The organism is Pseudoalteromonas sp. L23, assembly GCF_021728455.1.
In the GTDB taxonomy this organism is placed as follows: Bacteria; Pseudomonadota; Gammaproteobacteria; order Enterobacterales; family Alteromonadaceae; genus Pseudoalteromonas.
On sequence record NZ_JAKKCW010000002.1, the window covers coordinates 610,086 to 631,545 of the forward strand.

Consider the following 21,460-nt stretch of genomic DNA (forward strand, 5'->3'; position numbering starts at 1 on the left):
ATGCTTCCCGTTTTTGAGAATAAATGATCACTACTTTGCCAGTGCTACGTTAATAAACACTGCGGTCATCAAGATTGGGCAAACAAATCTAACGTACTGAGCAAACCAGTAATGTGCACCACGGGATTCTAAGTGGAGCTGATTACCGCGCTTCCAAACCCAGCCAACAGTAATAAAGTAGAACAGTCCCATCAAAGGTAGCTGATATTGCGTGAATAGACTGATCACCAATTCGAACAACCAATCAAAGTTTAGAATAATCGTGCTCGATGCTAATAAGATAACTAACGTAACCAACCAAGTCGCTTGTTTACGTTGAAAGCCATGGTTTTCAACCAAGAAAGATACCGGAATTTCTGTTGAAGAAATGGTAGACGTTACCGACGCAATAGACATAAGCACAAAGAAAGTCAGGCTAACTAATAATCCCATTTCACCCATATTGGCAAATAGCTCGGGTAAAATGGCAAAAATCAACCGACCTTCACCGATTAATTTGCCGTCTTGAAATACTTGAACACCATTTTGCTGCGCAACGAATATTGCAGGGATAATAAGTAAACCGGCCAAAAATGCGACACTGGTGTCTAGCATTGCAACACTAAACGTCAGCTTAGGTAGATTTTCATTCGGTTTTAAGTACGAGCCATAAATCATCATGCAGCCCACACCCAACGACAACGAAAAGAATGCCTGCCCCATCGCCGCAATGATCAAGTCAGGATCGCTAATTTTTGAAAAGTCCGGAACTAAATACGTTCTAAACCCTTCTGCTGCACCGTCTAATGTCGCCATATAGCCAATAAGGCAAAGCAGTAATACCAGTAACAACGGCATAAGTCTGCGTGACCAAGCTTCTATGCCTGATTTTACGCCTTTAAGAATAATGCTCGCAGTCAAAATTAACATTAGTGGCGTAAAGATAAAGTTTCTCAGCATCGAATCACCGCTAAGAAACTGATGTGCAGCATCTAGTTCAGCCATTTGCGCAAGAGGATCAAGTGCATGAGACAGCATCCACCCAGCCACGATGGAGTAAAAGCTGAGCATCACAATAGCACCAGCAAGGCCGATATACCCCGCCGCGGCTCCTATTTTCGGATTACCTTCACGCCAGGCTGTCTTAAGTGCTTTAACTGGGTTTGCTTGTGCCTGATGGCCTAAGTACAATTCTGTGTAAAGTGCAGGTAATGCGAGTAAGAAAATTACCGCAAAATAAACCAGTAAAAATGCACCGCCACCGTGGTTTGCGGCTTGTGTGGGAAATCCCCAAATATTACCAAGTCCAACAGCCGCACCAGCTGCTGCTAACACAAAGCCAAGTCGGCTTTGAAATCCATCGCGCGTATGAGCCATGTCTGTAATCAATCATTATTTTTGTAGACGGCCGATTATACGTACTTCCGCTAAAAATGCGAGAGGTTCGAGCCGTGCCTCAGAAACTCGAGTTGGGCGTCTCTAGAAAGTCCATTTCTTCTTCTGTTGAATCGCGATTGAGTATTTCATTTCGATGGGGATAACGGCCAAATCTATCGATAATTTTTTTATGCGCGACTTCAAAATCATAATTGGGCAGGTCGCGAAAATAATGATCTGCGGCACGATGGATGATGCGACTTTCGCTATGCATCATAGGTAGATATAAAAACATCAATTCAGTATCGTTGAGCTGGCGGTGGTAGCCCTTTTCGATGGCGTGTTGGGTGAGGCTTAGCGCCAATGCGTCACTGGCAAACGCCTCTGGAGTGTCTCTGAATATATTGCGTGAAAACTGATCTAAGATAATGATTTCGCACAGCGCGCCAAGTGGTGTTGCTCTCCAGCTCGAAAGCTCACCTTGGTGCGCCATTTGGTGCAAAATACCGAAGCGATTTTTTATGATGCGATCAAAGTCCGCAGACTTCTTCCACCAATCTGATTCAGTGCATTCAACAAACCAGAATTCGTAGACGTCTTTATAATTCATGATGGCACTCCTAGGGAAAAACAAACTTGATGGTCAGCAGACCCTAACCGTTATAAACAAAGTGCCATCCATTACTCAATAATGCAACTTTTTTATTAGTTCCTAAAAAACAATAAATTCACTTACGCAACCTCTAGTAATTTAGCATGAATTGACTGCACGACCTGATCTGACTCCTGCTGCTCAACTAAAAAGCACAGATTGTGCTTGCTCGCACCATGGCATATCAATCGAATATTAAACTCTGACAACACATCCATCAGGTTAAGTTGGCACTTCTTCAACTGGATCTCAGAACCTATCATGGCCACCAAAGTAAGATTATTTTCAACGGTCACATGACAAAACTCGCTAAGTTCATCCAAACAAGCTTGTTCTAGCTCTGGTCGAGAAGCATTCGGCGCATTATCCAGCGTAAGCGCAACACTAATTTCCGAAGTCGTTACCAAGTCAACTGATATATTGTAATTGCTTAAAATGGTGAAGATACGAGCCAAAAAGCCGCTAGCAAGAAGCATTTCAGGGCTCTTTAACGTCAATAGTATTTGGTTTTTGCGTTGTGTCACTGCGCGAATGCCTGCTTGCGCCGTTTTCTCTTTTTCAATCCAAGTGCCACCCGCTTGCGGATCACGGCTTGAACCAACAAATACTGAAATACCTTTACGACTCGCTGGCAATATCGTTGCGGGATGTAACACCTTAGCACCAAATGTCGCCATTTCTGCCGCTTCATCAAAACTCAAACGAGGAATAGGTCTAGCCTTTACACACAAACGCGGATCGGTACTGAAAATACCAACGACATCGGTCCAAATATGCACACTTGACGCGTCAATTGCCTCTGCTAACAATGCAGCACTATAGTCAGAACCGCCACGACCAAGCGTAGTCGTCTGGCCGTATTGGTCACTACCAATAAACCCTTGCGTCACCTGCACTGTGTCGCCAAGTAGCGCGACCAAATTGGTTTGCGCAGCTTCACGCGTAGCTGCAATATTCGGATTCGCTTTACCAAATTGATTATCTGTTTTAAGCACTTTACGCACATCAAAGCGCGACGCCTGAACCTGGTTATTACGTAGTATTTGGGTAAACAAATAAGAAGAAAAACGTTCGCCAAAGCTCAACATTTCATCGCATTGCTGTCTGCTAAGTGCAGGTAAACTCGCAAGGCTTTCAAATTCACTGAAAGTTTGCTTGTAACCCTCAGCAAGATCAGCATCCAAAGACACTTGGTCGATAATCGCTTGCTGTATGTTTTCAACCGCTGCAACAACCGCTTTGCGCCCGGCCTCATCTTCCTTTTGTTGGGTTAGCGTTACAAGGTGATTGGTTACGCCAGCACACGCACTCACAACGACCACTCGAACATTTGGGTTGTCACGAACAATGTGAGCACAACGAGACATAGCCTCAAAGTCAGCGACACTGGTACCGCCAAATTTGGCTACAACATACTGCGAATTCATTTTCTCTCCTCTCGACTGTTGGCACAGTCAAATTTTATAAGGAGAACTCGGCATGGGATTTCTAAAAAGACGAACGCTTGAAATGACCTTTGCCAGAAGCTCTCCACCAATACGGTGACAGTTCCGAGGATTCAGCCTCGTAAACCGAAGAATCGTTGCGACGAGCAACTTTTCTCCTCGGCGAATACTTCCCTCACTAGTGGTCATTGGTCTCGTCACCTCACACTAACTACCTAAGCATCGCGCCTCTTCTGTTTATTTTGCCTTTGTTAATCTGAATAAAAGCAAAATAAAAGCCCGCAATAAATGCGGGCGATGTGAGAAAATTATCTTTTAGCCGTCTAGGTGTCAAGTTATTTATGAAAAACTTATCCCAAAGCGCTAAAAAATTAAATCCATTGGTCTTAAATAAGCTGACCCGCGAAATACGCGCCACTATATCCAATGGTATATGCGATAAGCAGGTAGATACTCATTTTAAGATAGCTTGAGAAGGTTAACGCTTTAACCTTACTCATTGCAATGATCCCCGCTGCAGAACCAATGATAAGCATAGAGCCACCAACCCCAGTCGCATAAGTAAAGGTTAGCCATTGCGCTGGAGTCATCGTAATATCTGCTTTTAATAACGCCGCCGTCAATGGCACGTTATCTACCGCCGCACTCATTAAACCGACCAAGTAGTTTGCGTATTCCGGTGCAAGATGCAGATATAAATCGGTAAACTTAGACAGTACACCGACCTCTTTCAACGCGCCAACTAATAACAGCACACCCACAAAGAACAACAAGGTGTCGTATTCAATTTCACGGATATAGTCGATGATTTTCTTATTAACGTCTTTCTTGCGCATCAAGAATTGCGCCATTAAGAACATCAAAGACAAGCCAAATAAGAAAGTTAGCATCGGCGGTACATGGTATTGCACGCTTAAGAATAACGTAGCAAAAATGGTTGATAAGAAGATGAGCGCAATGGTGATATCGGTCTTTTCAATTCTGCGTAATTCTACCTTTTCAAAGGTAATTTTTTCATTCATACCAATAGAAAGCATGGCTGCTAACACAAATACACTCAACATCGACGGAATGATCAGCAATAAAAGGTCTGGGATCGTGACTTTATCGGCCAAAAATATCATCAAGGTGGTTACATCACCGGTGATCAATGATACCCCACCGGAGTTAACACTGAAGATAATTAACGTCGCATATTTTATTAACTTTTTCGGGTCAAGTTTCAAAGACATGACCACAGCTAATGAAATAAGCGTCGCAGTAATATTATCCGAGATGGATGAAAATATGAATGCAAAAGCACCGACCAAAAACATTAGCTTGCGTTCGCTAATATGGGTTGGCATGATCCGGTGAACAATATTTTGGATAAACCCTTTTGAGTTCAAGTAGGCGACAAACGTCATGGCAGCCATTAAAAACAGCCAAAGCGTCGCGATTTCCAAAATGTTATGGTCTAGCTCAATTTGTACAATTTCTGGGCTTTGACCATGAATTGGAGAGATAAAGGCGATAATCCAACATAAAGTACCAAAAAAAAGCGTTGTTTTGGCCTTGTTTACGTGAATAATATCTTCTATAACGATGAGTATAAAAGCGATGGCGATCAGGGTTAGAATAATGGGCGTGACCATAATGCGTAAACAACCTGTAATTAAATGTAACAAGGGGTGGGTTCGATTTCGGGGCGGATTCTAGCACCATCGCAGGCCCCATGCCACGTACAATAAACATTTTGTGACAAATTGATGAAGTGGTGATGAAACTTCTCTACTACACACTGGAAAGTTATGATCCCAGCAAAAAAATTATTAAATACGATAAATGAACACTGGAGCGTACTCGAGCTACTTTTTAAACGATTTAAGCTCGCAGATTTCAGTCTAAAAGATGTACAAAACATCCTAAAGCAGAAAAATCCTAGCTGGTCGAGTGAACGGATATATAAAGAAACCAATCGATTACTCCAACAAGAAATTATTATTCCTTTAGCTAAATCTTCACAGTTAGAAATCAACCGTGCAATCGCTGACTTCGCCAGCTTTCTCTTACAAGAAGAAAGCCTCGGTTTAGCGGAAGAGATCACGGTGCTGGTAAAAGACTTAGAAAGATTAGGTAATCGCATCGCACAAGCCGGTGAAGAGGCTGACTACTCTGAGCTACGCCGCTTTAGCCGCATTATGGACGAACGCGTTCGTAAAATTGTTAAGCTGTTCGAGCATAACGAAAGCGCTATCATGAACTTGGTTGAACAAGCAAAGTCTGACACCTCAACGCTGTCTCTTGGCATGAGGTATAAAGCCGTATTAGAAGCGTTTGACGAATATATCGAACCTATGTTGGAAATGGTCGATATTCATGGCCCTTTCCAACGCTGCTTCGATCAGATAGAGCTTCAGGTCAGTGAGCAAATTGACGAGATTGAACAATTAGGCCGTGGTGCTGCAGACAAACGCATGCTGGAGCAGCTCAGAACACGCATTTTAGATATGCACCTCATTGGTAGAGAAAGTTTAAGCCGCAGTGCCGATCTCCTCATGCCGTTACGTGAAGAGCTACGCCGCAATACACTCATTACGCGGCAAGCCTCTAAAGTCCTTGGACAAATTAGAAAGCGCGGTGTTGACCGTTTACTCTCACCAGTTCAACCAGAATTTGTGTCAGACATTCAACGTTTTAACCTTGGGCAAAAGCGTCACATGGTCGCATATATGGCAAGTCTAGTTGAATTTGAGCATGAAGAATATCAGCTGCCCGATCACGACGATGTGCCAGCTTATCAAAGCCCTAACATTCCAGATTACAACTCGGTAAAAACGAGATTTCAACAAACCGGTAAAAAGCGCCAGGCACTATTGGGCTTTTTAAGCGATAGCTACCCTGATCTTGAAGCAGACGAAATGCTGTTCCTTTATCAAAAACTGATCAACGAATCTGACTTGGCACTTAGCCAAGAGCAACAAAAGAGTAAGATCACTATCGCATCGCATACCTTCTCTTTATATCCATTTAGTGCCAAAGCAAAACAAGATTAGCATTATGACGACAATTAACTTAGACATGCTCAATGAACTCCAAGCCATTAATAAAAAACTGGTGAGCGGGTATCATATCAGTGAGCAAGACACAACCCTTTGGCAAGAGTTAGATCAGCAAATTGATAGCTATCAAGCGCTATTTTCAGCCTTAGGCCATGATTTACAGCACGATGCCCGTGGTTTTTATTATTTGGCAAGCGATGAAAGCACGCCAAATATGGGGAAAATTTCCCGTGCGATTGCCCTAACCATTTATATTTTGATTGAGCACTATGCCAACCAAGGTAAAGATCCGCTTCGCGTACTATTTGATGAAAGCTGCGATTTAGAGCTAATGCAAACCATAGTACAGCTCAATAAGCATCTTTTTGACCAGTTGGAGATTTTTTCGGGCTCAGATCTCAGAAAAGACGTGTTTTTACGTATGGTGAGATTGGGTCTAGCCCGTGAGGTTGAGCAAGGCTTTATGCTACTTGCACCGATTTATCGCTACATTGACGCGCTAATGGAAGTAAACGAAGAACAATATGATATTGAGGACGAGCTATGAGCGAGCAGTTGTACGGCCTAAGTAAACTCGCATTATTAAATACCGCCGGATACGCTAAGTGTGTCATTCCTCTGGATAAAAGTGCGTCTATCTGCGCCCCGAATAACACCGGTAAAAGCTCGGTGATCAATGCGCTACAGTTTCCACTTATCAACGATTTAAGACTGACTGAATGGGATGGCCACGATTTAGAAGAAACGCGTAAGTTCTACTTCTCTTCTGATCAATCCTATATTTTGCTTGAAGCCAACCTCCCCCACGGCGATGTGGTCATTGGTGTTGCGGGACTGGGTAAAATCGCCGGTTACGCGCATCAGTTTTTTTGCTATCAAGGCAAACTGAATCTTGATGATTACACCCAGGGTAAAAGTATCATCAAGTACACCAAGCTATTTAATCACTTACAGGAAAAACAACTTAAGCCTGTAGAGCTAAAAGCACAAGAACTTAATGCCCTGCTCACAGGTGGCGCTACACCATTTGATGGCGATATCAACCTGAAGATGATCCCACTGAATAATGTCCAAGATGCGCCTGTATATAAAGAAATATTCCGTCGTATTTTGAATCTGCACAAACTCGGTGCACAAGACGTAAAGCGCTTTATGCTCAAGGTGTTCGAACGCCATATGTCGAACTCGAAAGTCGATTTTTATGAAGTCTGGCGTCGCGCTTTTGATAAGGTTAACCGTGCGCGTCGTGAACTAAATGCGCTGGAGTCAATGCAAGAGCCAATTTCAGCCCTTGAGAAAATGCTTGAAAATGAGGCGGTATTAAAAGGTAAACTGGCGGCTTACGCACCGAAACTCGATTTAGCTTTGGTTGAATATGATAACTATCACAACGAGCAAATTGCAGAGCTGGCAACACAGCTAGAAGACATAGAAGCTGAAAAGCGCGAATTTGAGTCTAAGCAGCAGCTGTACGTCCAACAGTCTCGAGATATCGAGCGTAAACAAACCCAAATAGAACAATGGTTTACTGATTTCCACGCGTTAAAACGTGAATTTGAACTAACGAATCATGCAACGCTTAAAACCAATTTAACTCTGTTGAAAAAGGAATATGAGCAGCTTTCCTTCTCTATTAATAGTGCACAGGGGCAAAGTCTCCATACCCTTGATTTCCGCATCAACGAAACGCAAAAGCAGATTAAGAGTTTAAAACTGCAACTCAAGAACCTTGAGTTCAACCTGTTTACTCGTATGCGTGAAGATCTTTCTTTAAAAGAAGTGGAAGAGATCTCACGGATCTTGAATCCGGATTTGTTATCGTTTTCAACCACCTCTCAAGGTGAAATTGATATCACCGACGAAGATGCCTTTGGCGCATTTTTGGAGTCGCTATCTAAGTCAGTTCAAGGTGGTGAGCTTAAAGTACCTGGTGCTAACGTTAAGTTGAAAAAACTGAGTCCAGTACAAATGCAAAGCGGTGAGAACAAAGCCCAACTGCAAGCACAGCTGGAGTCACTACAACAGTCGCTTAACGACTTAAAGCAGCAGCGTGAAGTCGCCGCAAACGTCGCTGAAAAACAAAAAGAACGTGATGCTCTATATGATGAACTAATGGCTACCGAAGCGGCCATGAAACGCTTTGAGCAATATCAAACCATGTTGCAATCCGTCGATGCTCAGCAAGCACTAAAAGAGCAGCTAGAGATGGAACGTGAGCAAGTTGATGAATATTTACATGATATTCAGCGTAATGCCGGTTCGATTTCAGATCGCCGCTCTATCATTAAAAGCAAGCAAGACTTATTGGTACGCCAAGCCGACCGCTTAAAACAAGTAAAGTCAGAACGTATCGATCACACACTAGACCTATACTCGGGTAAACTGGCACCGTACGAAATCGAAATTAATCTTGATTTTGATAACCTGTCTGAAGTGACCCACCAGTTTAATAAAGACTGTAATGAGCTTAGAAACTTAGACGTTAATGTGCGTAATACCTACTTGCATATCTACAATGCTGGGATCACTAAGTTTGAAAACGAGTCAGACGTTACTATTAAGTATCAAAAGCTGATCAGCGCGTATCACAATCTCTATAACGAACGAGATGCCGTCGATAAACAAGCACGAGTGGCGCTCACTGAAGTGGCCGCAACCATTAAAGGACTGCGTCAAGACTTAGACCGCTTACGCCGAGAGATGAACAGCTTTAACAAAGGCATAAGCCAGCATCGGATCTCTAACTTGCAAGCGTTTAAGATTAATGTGATCCCTCGTAAAATGCTTATCGATAGCATAGACACCATTATCAGCACTTCAGATTTATACGAAAAAGGCGAAAGCTTAGACTTACTGAGCGAGCAGCCTAGCTCAGAAAAGTCCGTTAATGAGGCGAAAGATCACATCATCAAACTTGCAAGTGATAAAGCGGGATTGACGTTAACCGACCTCTTTGACATTCGCTTTGAAGTGGTCAACCGCGCGGGTGACATTGAACACTTCGATAAAATTGACTCGGCCGGCTCAAACGGTACACGGATCACCATCAAGCTTTTATGTGGCATGCTATTTATTCGCTATCTGTTATCTGATCAAGAACAAGCGATGTATCGTATCCCAATTTATATCGATGAAGCTGCGGATATCGACCCACAAAACCAAAAGGCCATTATCGAAACCGCACTAAGCTTTGGGTTTGTGCCAATTTTTGCATCGGTGAAACCACAGATCAGCTGTGACTACTTGGTGCCAATCCGCAGTGTTGCACAAGGTAGCCAAAACTGGGTGGATGAAAAAGACTGGATAGAAGTGGAACATTAATCCCAAGTTAATGTCTTAGATACAATTATTAAAGGGTGCTTGTCTCTACCATTTAACGCCTTAACACGTTAAGGTAGAGCAAATATCCGACTAAGGAGTAAAGACACATGTTTAAGAATATTGTTATCGCCACTTTGGTGCTGATGTTAGCGGCCTGCGCCAAAACCCCTGATTGGGATTATGATAAGTCTGTACAATTCGCTAACTACAAAACCTATGCTTGGTCACCTGAAGCGGACCTAAAAAATAATGGTCGTGAATACCAAGTCAATGACTTAATGGAAAAGCGGATCCGCAGTGCAATTCAAAACGAAATGAGCAAACAAGGTTTCACCCTCACCGATCCGCAATCGGCTGACTTACTGGTTAACTATCACGCATCAGTTGATACAAAAATTGAATCAGACTCACTTCACACCACGTATGGCGCGCGTTGGAATTACTGGGGTATTGGCTGGCAAACACAGACCACAACACGTGAATATGAAGTGGGCACGCTAGTACTCGATATGATAGACAAAGCGTCTAACCAGCTAGTTTGGCGTGGAGCAAAAGAAGGTCGCTTACGTAGCAATCAATCACCGGATCAAAGAACAGAGTCAATAAACAAAACCATCTCAGAACTATTGGCTAACTTCCCTCCCAAAGCACAGCATTAAGTTTTATAAGTGGAGTATGTATTACTCCACTTCTACATCTACATCTACATCTACATCTACATCTACATCTTCCAAAAATCTATCACCATAATGCAAACTCTAAAAATAGCCAAACAGCCCACCAACAAACCCATAAAATTAACATAAATTCAACACAACTTCATTCTCAGCGTAAGCTTCGCCATGCCCCAAGCTAGGCTCATCAAATAAAAAACCAATAAACAATTACAATCCAATGACTTACAAAAAATTAAGTTGAAGAAAATAAGTGCAAACCAACGTCACACTCTAACAAGTTAAAATAAAAAATTTGACACTGCATTATCATTTAATGTACAAATATTTCGAGGATGTGTCCTCAAGGTATAATTTAACTTTTAAGAAGGAATTAAAAATGATCGTTGAAGCACCAAAAGAAAAAATTTCTGTTGCAGAAAAACTAGATGCGTTAAAAGCTAGCTTTTCAGATCAAACACTAAATATTGCAAACGTTGACCAATCTCGTGTTGATAGCATTGCGATTGCTCCACCAATTACCGCTTGGAACTGGTCTAAGTCGTTCGAGAAGTAACCACCTTTTGGTTGATTAGCTGTTAAAGATGTGCAGTGTTAACAGCTTTATTTAGGACGAATGTTATGAATATTTTAACGAGCGAATTACCCAGTTGTCTGAAGTTTGAGAACGACTCCTTTGTTGAGATATTTACGCGATGTAAATTAACATTAATGATAGATATCATTGAGAAAGAGGTATTATCAAACAAACCGCTCTCAGAATTGTTTGATAAGCTCTCTGAAAGACTGTCAACTAATGATCTGTACCAGCTTTTAAAATTACCAAGATTTTGGAATACATTGATCGCACGCCGTGGTGATGAAAAATATCAATCAACGATAGAGAGATTACTAATTACAGAACTTTCTTTCTTGGAATTTAACCCTGACTATATTATCCAAAGTGATTTCATTGATGAAACCTCAGTCACTTGGAACTTACGCGGTAATCTTGGTTATCAAGCATCCTCAGATAAACTGTTTAAAAATCAAAATGTTCATCCCGACTCAAACATTCTTCTAGACTACTTTAGTGACCTAGCAAGAGGTGTCCAAAAAGATATTCCTTGGGACGATACGGGCATTACTCCAGAGCTTATTCAATGCTCGACTCCAAAAATTTACAATGCGCTAGATTACATAAAAGCGGTTTCAGATCCGTGCTACACAATTTTAAAAGAGAACATTTGCTCAATAGCAATCCGGTTTGATAAGACAAAAAATCGCTTTAACTGTGCTTCAACTAATATTAGCAATGGCTTAATTGTCTTGATTAATCCTAATCTTAGTGAGGTGAGTGTTGAAACAATTGCCGATGCTATCGTTCATGAGATGACACATAATCTATTTGACCTAGCTGAATTGTATGAGCCGTGTCTACCAACAAAATTTCACTCTCGTATCATCAAATCGCCTTGGACAGGTAGAATGTTAGATCCAAATACCTATATTCAAGCCTGTTACACTTGGTATGGTTTGAAGAATTTCTGGCGAAAGGCGTATGCTTATGAGCCTTCAGATAATGCATATTATTATCTACAACAAGCATCTAGAGGCTTTTCATCATCAAGCTTTTTAGATGCTATCACTGATTCAAAGTTTGAAATAGAACAAAGACTATTCGACACGCTCAAAAATTTGCAGAGTTTAGGTAGTTAAGATGTCTAAACTATTGAGCGATGGAAAAGCACTTTCCGCTGTCACTGGGGTTTTATCTTTATCACTGGGCGCTGTCTTACTTGGATTGATGTTTATTTTTTTTCTAGCAGACAGCTCTATAAATTCTGGACTTTCCAGCGACATATATAAAATTGAAACCCAATTTAACCTACCATCCGGTGAAACCGTGGTAAGCTCTAAAGCGCCTGCTGCACTTATACCTGTATTAGAAAAAGATCAAGCTGTAAAAAGGGTAGGCAAAGTTTATCGTGAGAATATAACTATATTATATAATGATATAGAATTAAAAGGCACTGAAGTCTATGCATTAGATAAAACTGCACAACTAATGCTAAATCTAGGCTCTGAAGAGCTGGGTATAAGTGGAGCTTTCATCTCGTCCACGCTCGCTGAAAAGATAGCGGAAGATAATAGTAAAATAATTGGAAAAACAATAAAAATAAACAATACTGGTTTATATAGAATAGAGAAAGTAATAAAAATAGATGACACCTTATCAATCCAACCAGATGTGATTGTTAACTTCGATCATTTATATAATGGAAAAATAAAAGAAAGTTATACTGATTGGTATGACACTCATCTTCATCTATTTGTCGAACTGGTAAACAGAAATGACCTAGATCTAGAAAAAATCGTTAGTAGTAACGCACCGCAGATCCCTGGGGCACCTTTCACCCCAAGTTCATTTATTAACCTTTCAAAAAGAGCAGTTTCAGATCTTCATTATGATAGGAATCACCCTGACGCGCTTGGAATTACATTTTCAAAATCAAGCTTATATCTAATCTTTGGAATCTGCATATTTTCTTTCATTCTTGGAACCGTTGGATTTTTAAGCTCGATAATCTCAATAAAAATCTCTCAATTAGATCGTATAAAAACATTAACAAGCATTGGCGGTAGCGAAATACAGATTATCTTTATTTCTCTACTAGAAAACAAAAATTCTCTTATCATAGCCAATATCACATCAGCTATATTACTTTACCTTATCCTTCCACCTCTTTCCGGTGAGTTTGATATTTTATCTACGGTCAACACAGAGGAAAAGTTATTTACATTATCCTTGATAATAATAACAATTATATCCCTATACACTCTATCTAATGTGTTTGTTATTAAGAGAGTTCTATCGTATCAAAGCAATGAGTCCATCACCAAATCGACAGGACTAAAAACAATGTGGCTTACAAAAGTCACTGTGTTCCTTCAGATGTTAATCACTTCTATTGTAATTTTTATCGCAGTTAGCTTAACTTATGAACTGTTTACCGAAAAAAAGGCCGACTACGGCTACGATATCGCAAAAAGCCACTTTATAAAGCTAGATGGTGTTAATGATGTAAGTCCTATTACACTGAGAAATAAAATCAATGCCGAATATGGAGAAGTTTCTGCTGTAGCTAGCTGGCACCCATTTGATAAATCATCACACTTTGTCACGGTTTCCACAGCACAACAAAAAATAGATCAGAATATCACACCAATTAACTACTTTTATGCAGGTGAAGAATTTATAAAAGTATTTGGTCTAAATCCGCTAGACTTAGACAGTATCATTCACTCAAATTATGACAGCCATATAAATGGAAAGACAAGGGTTGTAGTAACTCAAGCATTCGCAAATTTATATGACAATATTCCTATCGAAAAGTTATCAATGCATAAATTTTATGCTGACTTAGGGAATGGCGTAGAAGAAATTGAAATAGTTAAAGTAGTTAGTGACTTTTTTTTAAGTAAGGTAAAACCATTTCATGATCCTATTATGATTGTCCTTAATGAAGAGAAAGCAACATCGGTATTACTTAACACTTCTAACCGAATTGTCGATCGTATAAGCATAAATAATAAATTAGATTTTAGCTCAAGCTATGCAGCACTTGAGTCAGAGTATTCAGACTTATCAAAAATCGCCAATTATTTACTTTGGGTTGTCGCTCTGAACATAGTTTTGATTTCCCTAAATACAATTGCCAACAGCTTAGTTGATGTAGAGCGTAATAGTTACACTCTAGATATAATGAAGCAACTAGGAGCTGGATTGAAAGATATCTTTTCTTACACCCTAAAAAACAATATTTATTTATATACTTTTTCTTCTTTAGTTGGAACTTGCATTGGTTATTATATTCTTAAAGAAAACCTTTTGATATCTGATAACTTCTCCTTTGGTTTTACGAGCTATATATTTTCTTCTATGGCCATCGCAGCCATCTTCATCAGCGTGATAATTCTTAGCTTTTTTGTTGTTAGCAAAAAGTATCTAGAGAGGCAGTAAAGATTTAAATGGACACTATAATAGAAAACCCTAAAGGTAAGCGTAAAAAGATAGTAGCGTTCTTCTTATTAATGACATTCATCTTTTTCTTTCTTTTATTCCACAGCAACAAGTCGATATCAAGTATACCATATGAAAAAGCAAAAATTATTGCCGTAACAAACTCTCATTCAGCAATTACATCTATAGGTACGATACGTCCGATGAAATCTATCAAGCTGTCCTCTGACATTGGCGGCAGAGTAAAAAGCTTTATCAATCGGCAACATACACTTGTAGAAAAGGGAGATGTTATTTTAGAGCTAGAAAACTATGACTACACATTAAAGTTGACAGAAAAAATGGCTCAAATATCAGAACAGATTAGTAATTTGGAAAATATGAGATTAAATTTGAGGCGTGAGCTTACCTCTTCAAAGCTGTCATTAGAAGATGCCCTTTATAACGTAGATGTACTTGAAAGAGAACTAGATCAAAAACTCAGGTTATTAGAAAAGAATCTTTCTCAAAAATCAGATGTAGAAGACATAAAAAGTAACCTGACTCGATGGAAAGAGAAACAAGGTGTTCTGACTAATTACTACCAATCACAACATAATCAAATTACACATCAGCTAAAGCAGATTGGTGAAACGGTGGAAATACTAAATAGTTTGCTACTCAAGCTTCAGGAGAGCGAGCAGCAGCTTCTTATTAGGGCCCCTATCACAGGCAACCTTGTTGGCTTTGATGTCGAGTCAGGACAACAGATATTGCCTAAAGAAGAATTTGCTTCCCTAGATATGGTGGGTGAATACTTAATTGAAGTAGAGTTAAATGAATTTTATCTAGAGCGAATCAATAAAGAAACAAGAGCTACAGCCAAGATAGACAATAAAAATATTAACTTAAAGATATTAAAAATATTCCCATTAATTAAGCAGGGAAAGTTCAAAATGAACCTTGAGATGCCAAATACCGATGAATGGCAAGATAACATTAAAGTCGGCCAATCTGTCGAAATAGAACTTGCCAATAGCGATAAGAATATCCTACCTACACTTCCAGCCGAAGCAACGTTTCAAAAAGGTGATACCACATTCGTATATCTTCACTCGGATAAACAGAGTAAGGCTATTAGGACTCCTATCCTTATTAAGGAAAGGATTGGGGATCGAGTAGTGATTGATGCTCCTATGGTGTTAGGTAAAAGCGTCGTAATTTTAGATTGGAACAAAAAATATAAGGAGGAATTATACATTGAATAGCGTCATTCAACTTGAGTGCGTGTGTAAGCACTTCTATACAAATAAAATTAAAACTACTGCCTTAAATAAAGTATCTCTACAAGTTGATAAAGGTGAATTTATTGCCATTACAGGAAAGTCAGGTTCAGGAAAATCAACATTACTCAACGCAATTGGATTATTCTCGAATATTGACTCCGGTAGTTTACATTTAAATGGTTTTGATGTTTCAGCGATATCTCAAAAAAAGAAATTAAAGTACAGAAGAGAACATTTAGGGTATGTGTTCCAGTCTTTCAATTTAATCCCTGATCTATCAGTGTTGGATAATATTATGTTGCCACTCAAATTTAGGGGTGTGCCACACAAAGATAGACTAGGACTGGCAGAGCAAGAATTAGAGCGTATGGAATTAATTGCGAGGAAAGATCATTACCCTAGTCAATTATCTGGCGGTCAACAACAGCGGGTTGCGATTGCCCGAACAATGGCGTGCAAACCAAGTATTATTCTTGCGGATGAACCGACGGGAAATCTGGATGAAAAAACTGGCCAGCGGGTCTTAGATATACTGCTGGAAGTAAATGACACAAGCGCTTCTACAATCATAATGGTAACGCACAGCGTTGCTGCAGCAAGTGTTGCAGGTAGGCGAGTAAGTATGGTTGATGGTGAATTAGTTAATTAAGGAAAATAAATTATGCTCGGTGATATTTCTATTAAAGTTATTGATGCTGCAGAAAACAGTAAAGAAACCGTAGACATAGAAGTGAGTGATTATCAGTACTCTCGCTTAGCATCTCAACTTATTGGTGAGATCAAAGACTATGATATTTTAGACGATGAAGAATTAGCTCTTTTCAGAGAAGAAAAAGCAAGCGATTTCAAAGCAAAGCCACTAAAAGCAAGTAAAGTTGTAGTTGTACTCAAGGCTACACGTCTATGCAACTTACGCTGTACATATTGCCATTCGTGGGCAGAAGGACCGAATCAATCTATAAAATTCGAAAACCTCGTTTCAATTGTTAAACGAATATTAGCAATCCCAAATGTATCTCGAGTGGAGTTTGTTTGGCACGGTGGGGAAGTAACACTTCTTAGACCATTGTTCTTCAAAAAGTTGATTTGGTTACAAGAACAATTTAGACGTCCAGATCACTTCATCACCAATACTATGCAATCAAACGCAGTTAATATATCGGATGAGTGGCTCACTTTCTTAAAAGGCATTGGCATGTCCGTGGGAATTAGCTTTGATGGTGTACCAGAAATCAATGATACTCGGAGACTTGACGTCCGAGGAAGACCAACCAGCATTAAGGTTGCTGAAGGAATTCGACGGCTTAAGCATCATGGTATAGCCTACGGTGCTTTAATAGTCGTCGACAAAGATGTATACAACTTAGATCCTGAACGACTTTTAAGCTATTTACACTCAATTGAATTAAATGACATAGAATTTCTGAACATCGTCCCAGATAACCGAGCAAATCCTGGTGATGATATCGGTAATGCCTACATTAGCTACAAAGAATACATTGAATTTTTAAGCTGCGTTTATCGTGTTTGGTACGGGCACTACAAAGACAAAGTTAGAATCAGAATGTTTGAAAATTTTATCGATGTTTTATCGGATAAAACTAAGCAACTTTCCGCTTGTTATTGGGCAGGAAATTGCTCTCAAGAAATAATCACTGTCGAACCAAACGGTGATGTTTCACCTTGTGATAAGTATGTTGGAGATATTGGCAGTATTTACGGCTCACTTCTAAATTCAGATCTAGCCACCCTGCTCGAAAAGTCAAATCATAATCAAGCATCTGTAAAAGAAGAAATTGACGCGACGGATCGTATGCGAGAGTGTGAATGGTTCTCAATTTGTAATGGTGGTTGTCCGCATGACAGAGTGATAAATGCTCGCCATGTCGAAGACTATAATGATAAATGTTGTGGAACTGGTAAATTACTTAGAGTTATCGAAGAGTCAATATAAAGAATGATATTTATCCCAGAAGGTATTGTTTTTCAAAAACTTAAAACTCTATGTGCGAAACAGCACTTTACGCTATTCATTGTGGCTGTACTTAATGTTTTAGTCGTCATCAGTTCATTTGGCATTGCCTATACTGTTGAGCTACTGTTTCAAGAGTCAGTCACGAGAGAACGTTTAAACTATTTTGTCTCATTTATCTTGCTTTTATTAATTACATTCGTGCTTTCGAATGGCTTGAGGCAAAAACTCGTATTTGATATAAAGGAAATGCTAAGCAATAAACTACTTAGCTTTGCAATGGGGAGAATGCTATATAAGCAACAAGAGTTATTTGATGTTACTTCCCCTTCCAAGCTTTATTCTAATATCGACTATGATGTTAAAGCTATAAACACCTACGTCCACTTTATTTTAAGCATTTTCTTTCAAGCTTCCGGCACTTTATTGTGTGGCCTAATTTATTTATTAGCCACCAGTTTGTATATGACTTTGCTTTCAATAGTCACCGTTCCGCTGGTTATTCTTATCATTTTTAAAGTAAGCCAGCGAGTTTCCGAGGCCAACGCCCATAAACGGGAAACCGTTGCTAATCTAAACTCGACAATCATTGAATCATTATCAGGTATACAATCAATAAAAATCCATAGAATGGAAGCCTTACTTGGAGAACAAATAGAATCGGGAGCGAGTCAAGTCTACAATGCAACTAAAAGACTTCATTCTTTAGAATCTATTGTATCTGGATTAATCATTTTGGGCAGTTTCTCTAGCGTGATCTTTGTTTTGTGGGTAGGCGGGTTGAATGTCATAGAAGGTTCAATGGCGTCGGGAGAATTAGTCGCGTTCATTATGGTATTATTACTGATGTCGTACTCCTTCGCCTCAATAAGTGACATAAACTCCGTTACAACGAAGGCTCGAAACGCAGTTAGCAGCTTAGATAGTTTACTAAATCAAGAGCCCGCTGAACGACTAGCTTCCGCCACCAAGGATACGTCAACACACAATAAAATTGAATTAACCGACCTGTCGTTTAAATATCAAAAGGCAGATTCTGAATCATTATGTGCTATAACGCATAAATTTAAAGAGCATAAAGTTTACTCTATTATCGGCCGCTCTGGCTCCGGGAAAAGCACTTTAATAAAGCTAATTGCGGGTTTATATCAAAGCTATCTAGGTGAAATTCTCATTCATCAGAATCAAAAAAACTCACAATCGACTCACCAAAAGGTCACGATGGTCGAACAAGATCCTTTCTTTTTCAGTGGACCACTTTGGCAAAATATCACTCTACAACTCAGTTTTGATAATGTCGACGAGTTAAAGCTCAAGCGAGTGTCTCAGCTCTCAAACTTTGATGTCGTCATGCAAAGCAATGGCTTTACCTTTAATAGCGAAGTCACCTTGAATGCCGCAAATTTATCTGGTGGAGAAAAACAGAGACTTGCGATAGCAAGAGCGCTATATTCAGACAGTGATATACTCATTTTAGATGAAGCTACAAACTCTCTCGATCTCGCCACTGAATCCGGTCTTCATAGTCACTTAAAAGAAATAGCAAAAAATAAAACTGTACTAATAATCACACATAACCTAAATAGCATCTACCTTTCAGATCAGGTTATCGTAGTTGATAGCGGGCAGATCGTGGCTACTGATACGCCACAAAATATAATAAAGAATGAACACTTTAGAAAAATAAGCAAAAACCCCGAAACCTTACAAAAGGAGTGTTGAGAATGGAGTTAAATTATAAAGTCATCATCATTGGTGCTGGACCTGCGGGCTTACAATTAAGCTATTATCTTAACAAAGTAAATGTGTCCCATATTGTTTTGGAACGTGCAAAAGTTGCAGGAAGCTTCTTTGAAACTTATCCAGTCCATCGTAAATTGATATCGATAAATAAGGTAAACACGGGCTTTAATAATAAAGAGAAGAACCTTAGATGGGACTGGAATTCACTACTAAATGGCGACGATAAGTTTTCTTTTAAAGACTTTGATAAATCTTACTATCCGAGTGCGGACAACCTTGTCAAATACCTTGGTGAATTCGCGACAAAGTACGAGTTACCTATTCATTACGAAACCCACGTTGCAAAGGTTACAAAAGACGATCACCAATTTACAGTCGTCGATGGTAACGGTAAAGAATATGTAAGTGAGATCTTAGTTGATGCCACAGGGATCGGCGAACTCAACATTCCTAATATAAAAGGCATTGAGCACTCTATAGCCTATACAGAAATGAATAACGACGTAGCTCAATTCACAAATAAGAAAGTACTCATATTAGGGAAAGGTAACTCGGCATTTGAAACAGCTGATAGCTTATTAGAAGTCTCATCAAACACCCATTTAATAAGCCCAGATGATTTCAATTTTGCTTGGGTCAGCCACTACCCCGGGCATTTACGCTCAGTGAATCAGGCGTTTCTAGATACTTTTTTCTTGAAACAGCAAAACGCGATCTTAAACGGAAGAATTGCATCAATTGAACAGTTAGATTCTGGGCAGTATTTGGTAGATATGATTTTTTCAGAGGATGGAGAATCAGAAAAAAACACTTATGATTACGTCATAAACTGTACAGGGTTTAAGTGTAACTTCGATCACTACGCACCAAGTACTTTTCCTGAGTTGTGCTTGAAAAACATGTTTCCTAAGCTTAATCATAAATGGGAAAGTAGTAATATTCCGAATCTGTTTTTTTGCGGAGCGAATATGCAATGCAATGACTACAAAGATTCCTCAACTCCTTTTATACACGGAATTAGGCATAACGCGGAGTCATTATCTGAAATAATTATCAAGAAATTGAATCTTGTAGCCCAGCAAAGTAGAAAGCAACTTGATTCTTCTTCAGAATTATACAATCAGATCAGCGAGCGTATAAAATCAGCAACCACAATTTGGTTTTTGTTTGGGAACGCTTATGATTTGTATTCAAAGAAACCAAATGGTGGCTTTGAATTTTTTGAAAGTGTCCCAAAACTTGTTTACGAAAATGAGGAACAGTTTAAGCAATTTTCAGGTTTTAGATTGGAATTTAGCTACCGCATACCAAGTGATAAAGATGAGCAACTCAAGTTTTCTCAACATGGTTTTTTACATCCTGTAGTCAGCAAGTATAAAAATGGTGAGCTAGTCGATGAGGTTCATATGTTAGAAGATATCTATGGTGAATGGGAAGATTTAAGCAAGTTGGACAATGGTATAAAGGAACTAATTGTATCTAATTTCGCGTAAGTATTAACAACGCAAGTAAGCTAGGAGTTCCCGTTAGTTTACTTGCGTTGATAGGATTGCCAATCTAGCTACTTGTTGCAACAGCATTAGTATCATGACTTTTGCGAGCGCCACTTAGCATAAATCATAGAGACAAAATATAACGTCGACTCATAATGCTTCCTTACTTAGATTTTTGGTTTTTAACTCATTAATTATCTTTGCATCCATCCAGTAGATGTCGACATTGGAATTCTCGTTATCCATCCCTCGATTAAACAATATGTATTTACCATCCGAAGTAACGTAAGCGTACGGCTAACTACACCTAGAGGCTAACATGCCAGGGCAGTAAACTGTCGATATCGCACTGTGGCTGGGCTAATTCGTTTAAGCAATGCATCACATAATCGAATGGGGTGTGGCCGTTTGCTCTGGCTGTTTCGATCACGCTGTAGAGGATTGCGCTACTCTCAGCGCCACTTGTGGTGAAGCTAAACAGCCAGTTCTTTCGCC

At 39.6% G+C, this 21,460-nt stretch carries 17 protein-coding genes and 1 riboswitch; of the genes, 12 read left to right on the forward strand and 5 right to left on the reverse strand.

Annotated elements, in window-relative coordinates; translation table 11 throughout:
• Positions 1-30: 30 nt before the first annotated feature.
• From L3V43_RS06565 to nhaD, 4 genes are all read right to left on the reverse strand, one after another.
• Positions 31-1,356 (reverse strand): sodium-dependent transporter, encoded by a 1,326-nt coding sequence (locus L3V43_RS06565; RefSeq protein WP_237116190.1) that lies wholly within the window; start codon positions 1,354-1,356, stop codon positions 31-33.
• Positions 1,357-1,435: 79 nt separating this feature from the next.
• Positions 1,436-1,966, reverse strand: coding sequence for a DUF924 family protein (locus L3V43_RS06570; protein ID WP_206472745.1), 531 nt, complete (start codon positions 1,964-1,966; stop codon positions 1,436-1,438).
• 122 nt (positions 1,967-2,088) lie between these two features.
• Positions 2,089-3,435 carry a lysine-sensitive aspartokinase 3 gene (gene lysC / locus L3V43_RS06575; RefSeq protein WP_102056625.1) on the reverse strand — a complete coding sequence of 449 codons (1,347 nt, stop codon included), beginning with the start codon at positions 3,433-3,435 and terminating at the stop codon, positions 2,089-2,091.
• A gap of 88 nt (positions 3,436-3,523) precedes the next feature.
• Positions 3,524-3,694: riboswitch (Lysine riboswitch) on the reverse strand.
• 145 nt (positions 3,695-3,839) lie between these two features.
• Positions 3,840-5,087: a sodium:proton antiporter NhaD gene (gene nhaD, locus L3V43_RS06580; protein WP_235367547.1), complete on the reverse strand. Its 1,248-nt coding sequence runs from the start codon at positions 5,085-5,087 to the stop codon at positions 3,840-3,842.
• A 156-nt stretch (positions 5,088-5,243) separates the two neighbouring features.
• On the opposite strand from nhaD, the gene L3V43_RS06585 reads away from it, so the two are divergent.
• The 12 genes from L3V43_RS06585 to L3V43_RS06640 all read left to right on the forward strand — a co-directional run bounded on the left by L3V43_RS06585 (position 5,244) and on the right by L3V43_RS06640 (position 20,965).
• Positions 5,244-6,488, forward strand: a complete 1,245-nt coding sequence (locus L3V43_RS06585; protein WP_010604512.1) for a hypothetical protein — start codon at positions 5,244-5,246, stop codon at positions 6,486-6,488.
• 4 nt (positions 6,489-6,492) lie between these two features.
• On the forward strand, positions 6,493-7,041 hold the full coding sequence (locus tag L3V43_RS06590; protein ID WP_010371906.1) for a hypothetical protein: 549 nt from the start codon (positions 6,493-6,495) through the stop codon (positions 7,039-7,041).
• Positions 7,038-9,815: an ATPase gene (locus L3V43_RS06595; RefSeq protein WP_235367549.1), complete on the forward strand. Its 2,778-nt coding sequence runs from the start codon at positions 7,038-7,040 to the stop codon at positions 9,813-9,815. The genes L3V43_RS06590 and L3V43_RS06595 overlap by 4 nt, the downstream gene beginning before the upstream one ends.
• Before the next feature lie 107 nt (positions 9,816-9,922).
• Positions 9,923-10,474: a DUF4136 domain-containing protein gene (locus L3V43_RS06600; RefSeq protein ID WP_235367550.1), complete on the forward strand. Its 552-nt coding sequence runs from the start codon at positions 9,923-9,925 to the stop codon at positions 10,472-10,474.
• Positions 10,475-10,868: 394 nt separating this feature from the next.
• Positions 10,869-11,045 (forward strand): darobactin family peptide antibiotic, encoded by a 177-nt coding sequence (darA, locus tag L3V43_RS06605; protein ID WP_157782782.1) that lies wholly within the window; start codon positions 10,869-10,871, stop codon positions 11,043-11,045.
• 65 nt (positions 11,046-11,110) lie between these two features.
• Positions 11,111-12,187, forward strand: a complete 1,077-nt coding sequence (locus L3V43_RS06610) for a hypothetical protein (RefSeq protein WP_237116191.1) — start codon at positions 11,111-11,113, stop codon at positions 12,185-12,187.
• Between the two features lies 1 nt (position 12,188).
• Positions 12,189-14,492 (forward strand): darobactin export ABC transporter permease subunit, encoded by a 2,304-nt coding sequence (gene darB, locus L3V43_RS06615; RefSeq protein WP_237116192.1) that lies wholly within the window; start codon positions 12,189-12,191, stop codon positions 14,490-14,492.
• A gap of 8 nt (positions 14,493-14,500) precedes the next feature.
• Entirely contained in the window at positions 14,501-15,739 is a 1,239-nt protein-coding gene (locus L3V43_RS06620; protein WP_237116193.1) for an HlyD family efflux transporter periplasmic adaptor subunit, read from the forward strand.
• The gene (locus L3V43_RS06625) at positions 15,732-16,406 is read left to right on the forward strand and encodes an ABC transporter ATP-binding protein (protein ID WP_237116194.1); all 675 of its coding nucleotides are present in this window, start codon (positions 15,732-15,734) and stop codon (positions 16,404-16,406) included. Before L3V43_RS06620 ends, L3V43_RS06625 begins: the two co-directional genes overlap by 8 nt.
• 12 nt (positions 16,407-16,418) lie before the next feature.
• A complete protein-coding gene (darE, locus tag L3V43_RS06630) occupies positions 16,419-17,711 on the forward strand; it encodes a darobactin maturation radical SAM/SPASM protein DarE (RefSeq protein ID WP_237116195.1) in 1,293 nt (430 codons plus the stop codon).
• 3 nt (positions 17,712-17,714) lie between these two features.
• Positions 17,715-19,451 carry an ABC transporter ATP-binding protein gene (locus L3V43_RS06635; RefSeq protein WP_010604502.1) on the forward strand — a complete coding sequence of 579 codons (1,737 nt, stop codon included), beginning with the start codon at positions 17,715-17,717 and terminating at the stop codon, positions 19,449-19,451.
• Positions 19,452-19,453: 2 nt separating this feature from the next.
• The gene (locus L3V43_RS06640) at positions 19,454-20,965 is read left to right on the forward strand and encodes an NAD(P)-binding domain-containing protein (protein WP_237116196.1); all 1,512 of its coding nucleotides are present in this window, start codon (positions 19,454-19,456) and stop codon (positions 20,963-20,965) included.
• Positions 20,966-21,272: 307 nt separating this feature from the next.
• Here the strand turns inward: L3V43_RS06640 and L3V43_RS06645 are convergent.
• A partial coding sequence (locus tag L3V43_RS06645; RefSeq protein ID WP_237116197.1) for a transposase domain-containing protein occupies positions 21,273-21,460 on the reverse strand: 188 nt, incomplete at its 5' end.

Coding starts and splice junctions, on each gene's coding strand:
- L3V43_RS06635 (WP_010604502.1), top strand. CDS start 17,715: ATGATATTTATCCCAGAAGGTATTGTTTTTCAAAAACTTAAAACTCTA.
- L3V43_RS06595 (WP_235367549.1), top strand. CDS start 7,038: ATGAGCGAGCAGTTGTACGGCCTAAGTAAACTCGCATTATTAAATACC.
- L3V43_RS06570 (WP_206472745.1), bottom strand. CDS start 1,966: ATGAATTATAAAGACGTCTACGAATTCTGGTTTGTTGAATGCACTGAA.
- L3V43_RS06585 (WP_010604512.1), top strand. CDS start 5,244: ATGATCCCAGCAAAAAAATTATTAAATACGATAAATGAACACTGGAGC.
- L3V43_RS06620 (WP_237116193.1), top strand. CDS start 14,501: ATGGACACTATAATAGAAAACCCTAAAGGTAAGCGTAAAAAGATAGTA.
- darB (WP_237116192.1), top strand. CDS start 12,189: ATGTCTAAACTATTGAGCGATGGAAAAGCACTTTCCGCTGTCACTGGG.
- darA (WP_157782782.1), top strand. CDS start 10,869: ATGATCGTTGAAGCACCAAAAGAAAAAATTTCTGTTGCAGAAAAACTA.
- L3V43_RS06610 (WP_237116191.1), top strand. CDS start 11,111: ATGAATATTTTAACGAGCGAATTACCCAGTTGTCTGAAGTTTGAGAAC.
- darE (WP_237116195.1), top strand. CDS start 16,419: ATGCTCGGTGATATTTCTATTAAAGTTATTGATGCTGCAGAAAACAGT.
- lysC (WP_102056625.1), bottom strand. CDS start 3,435: ATGAATTCGCAGTATGTTGTAGCCAAATTTGGCGGTACCAGTGTCGCT.
- L3V43_RS06565 (WP_237116190.1), bottom strand. CDS start 1,356: ATGGCTCATACGCGCGATGGATTTCAAAGCCGACTTGGCTTTGTGTTA.
- nhaD (WP_235367547.1), bottom strand. CDS start 5,087: ATGGTCACGCCCATTATTCTAACCCTGATCGCCATCGCTTTTATACTC.
- L3V43_RS06600 (WP_235367550.1), top strand. CDS start 9,923: ATGTTTAAGAATATTGTTATCGCCACTTTGGTGCTGATGTTAGCGGCC.
- L3V43_RS06590 (WP_010371906.1), top strand. CDS start 6,493: ATGACGACAATTAACTTAGACATGCTCAATGAACTCCAAGCCATTAAT.
- L3V43_RS06640 (WP_237116196.1), top strand. CDS start 19,454: ATGGAGTTAAATTATAAAGTCATCATCATTGGTGCTGGACCTGCGGGC.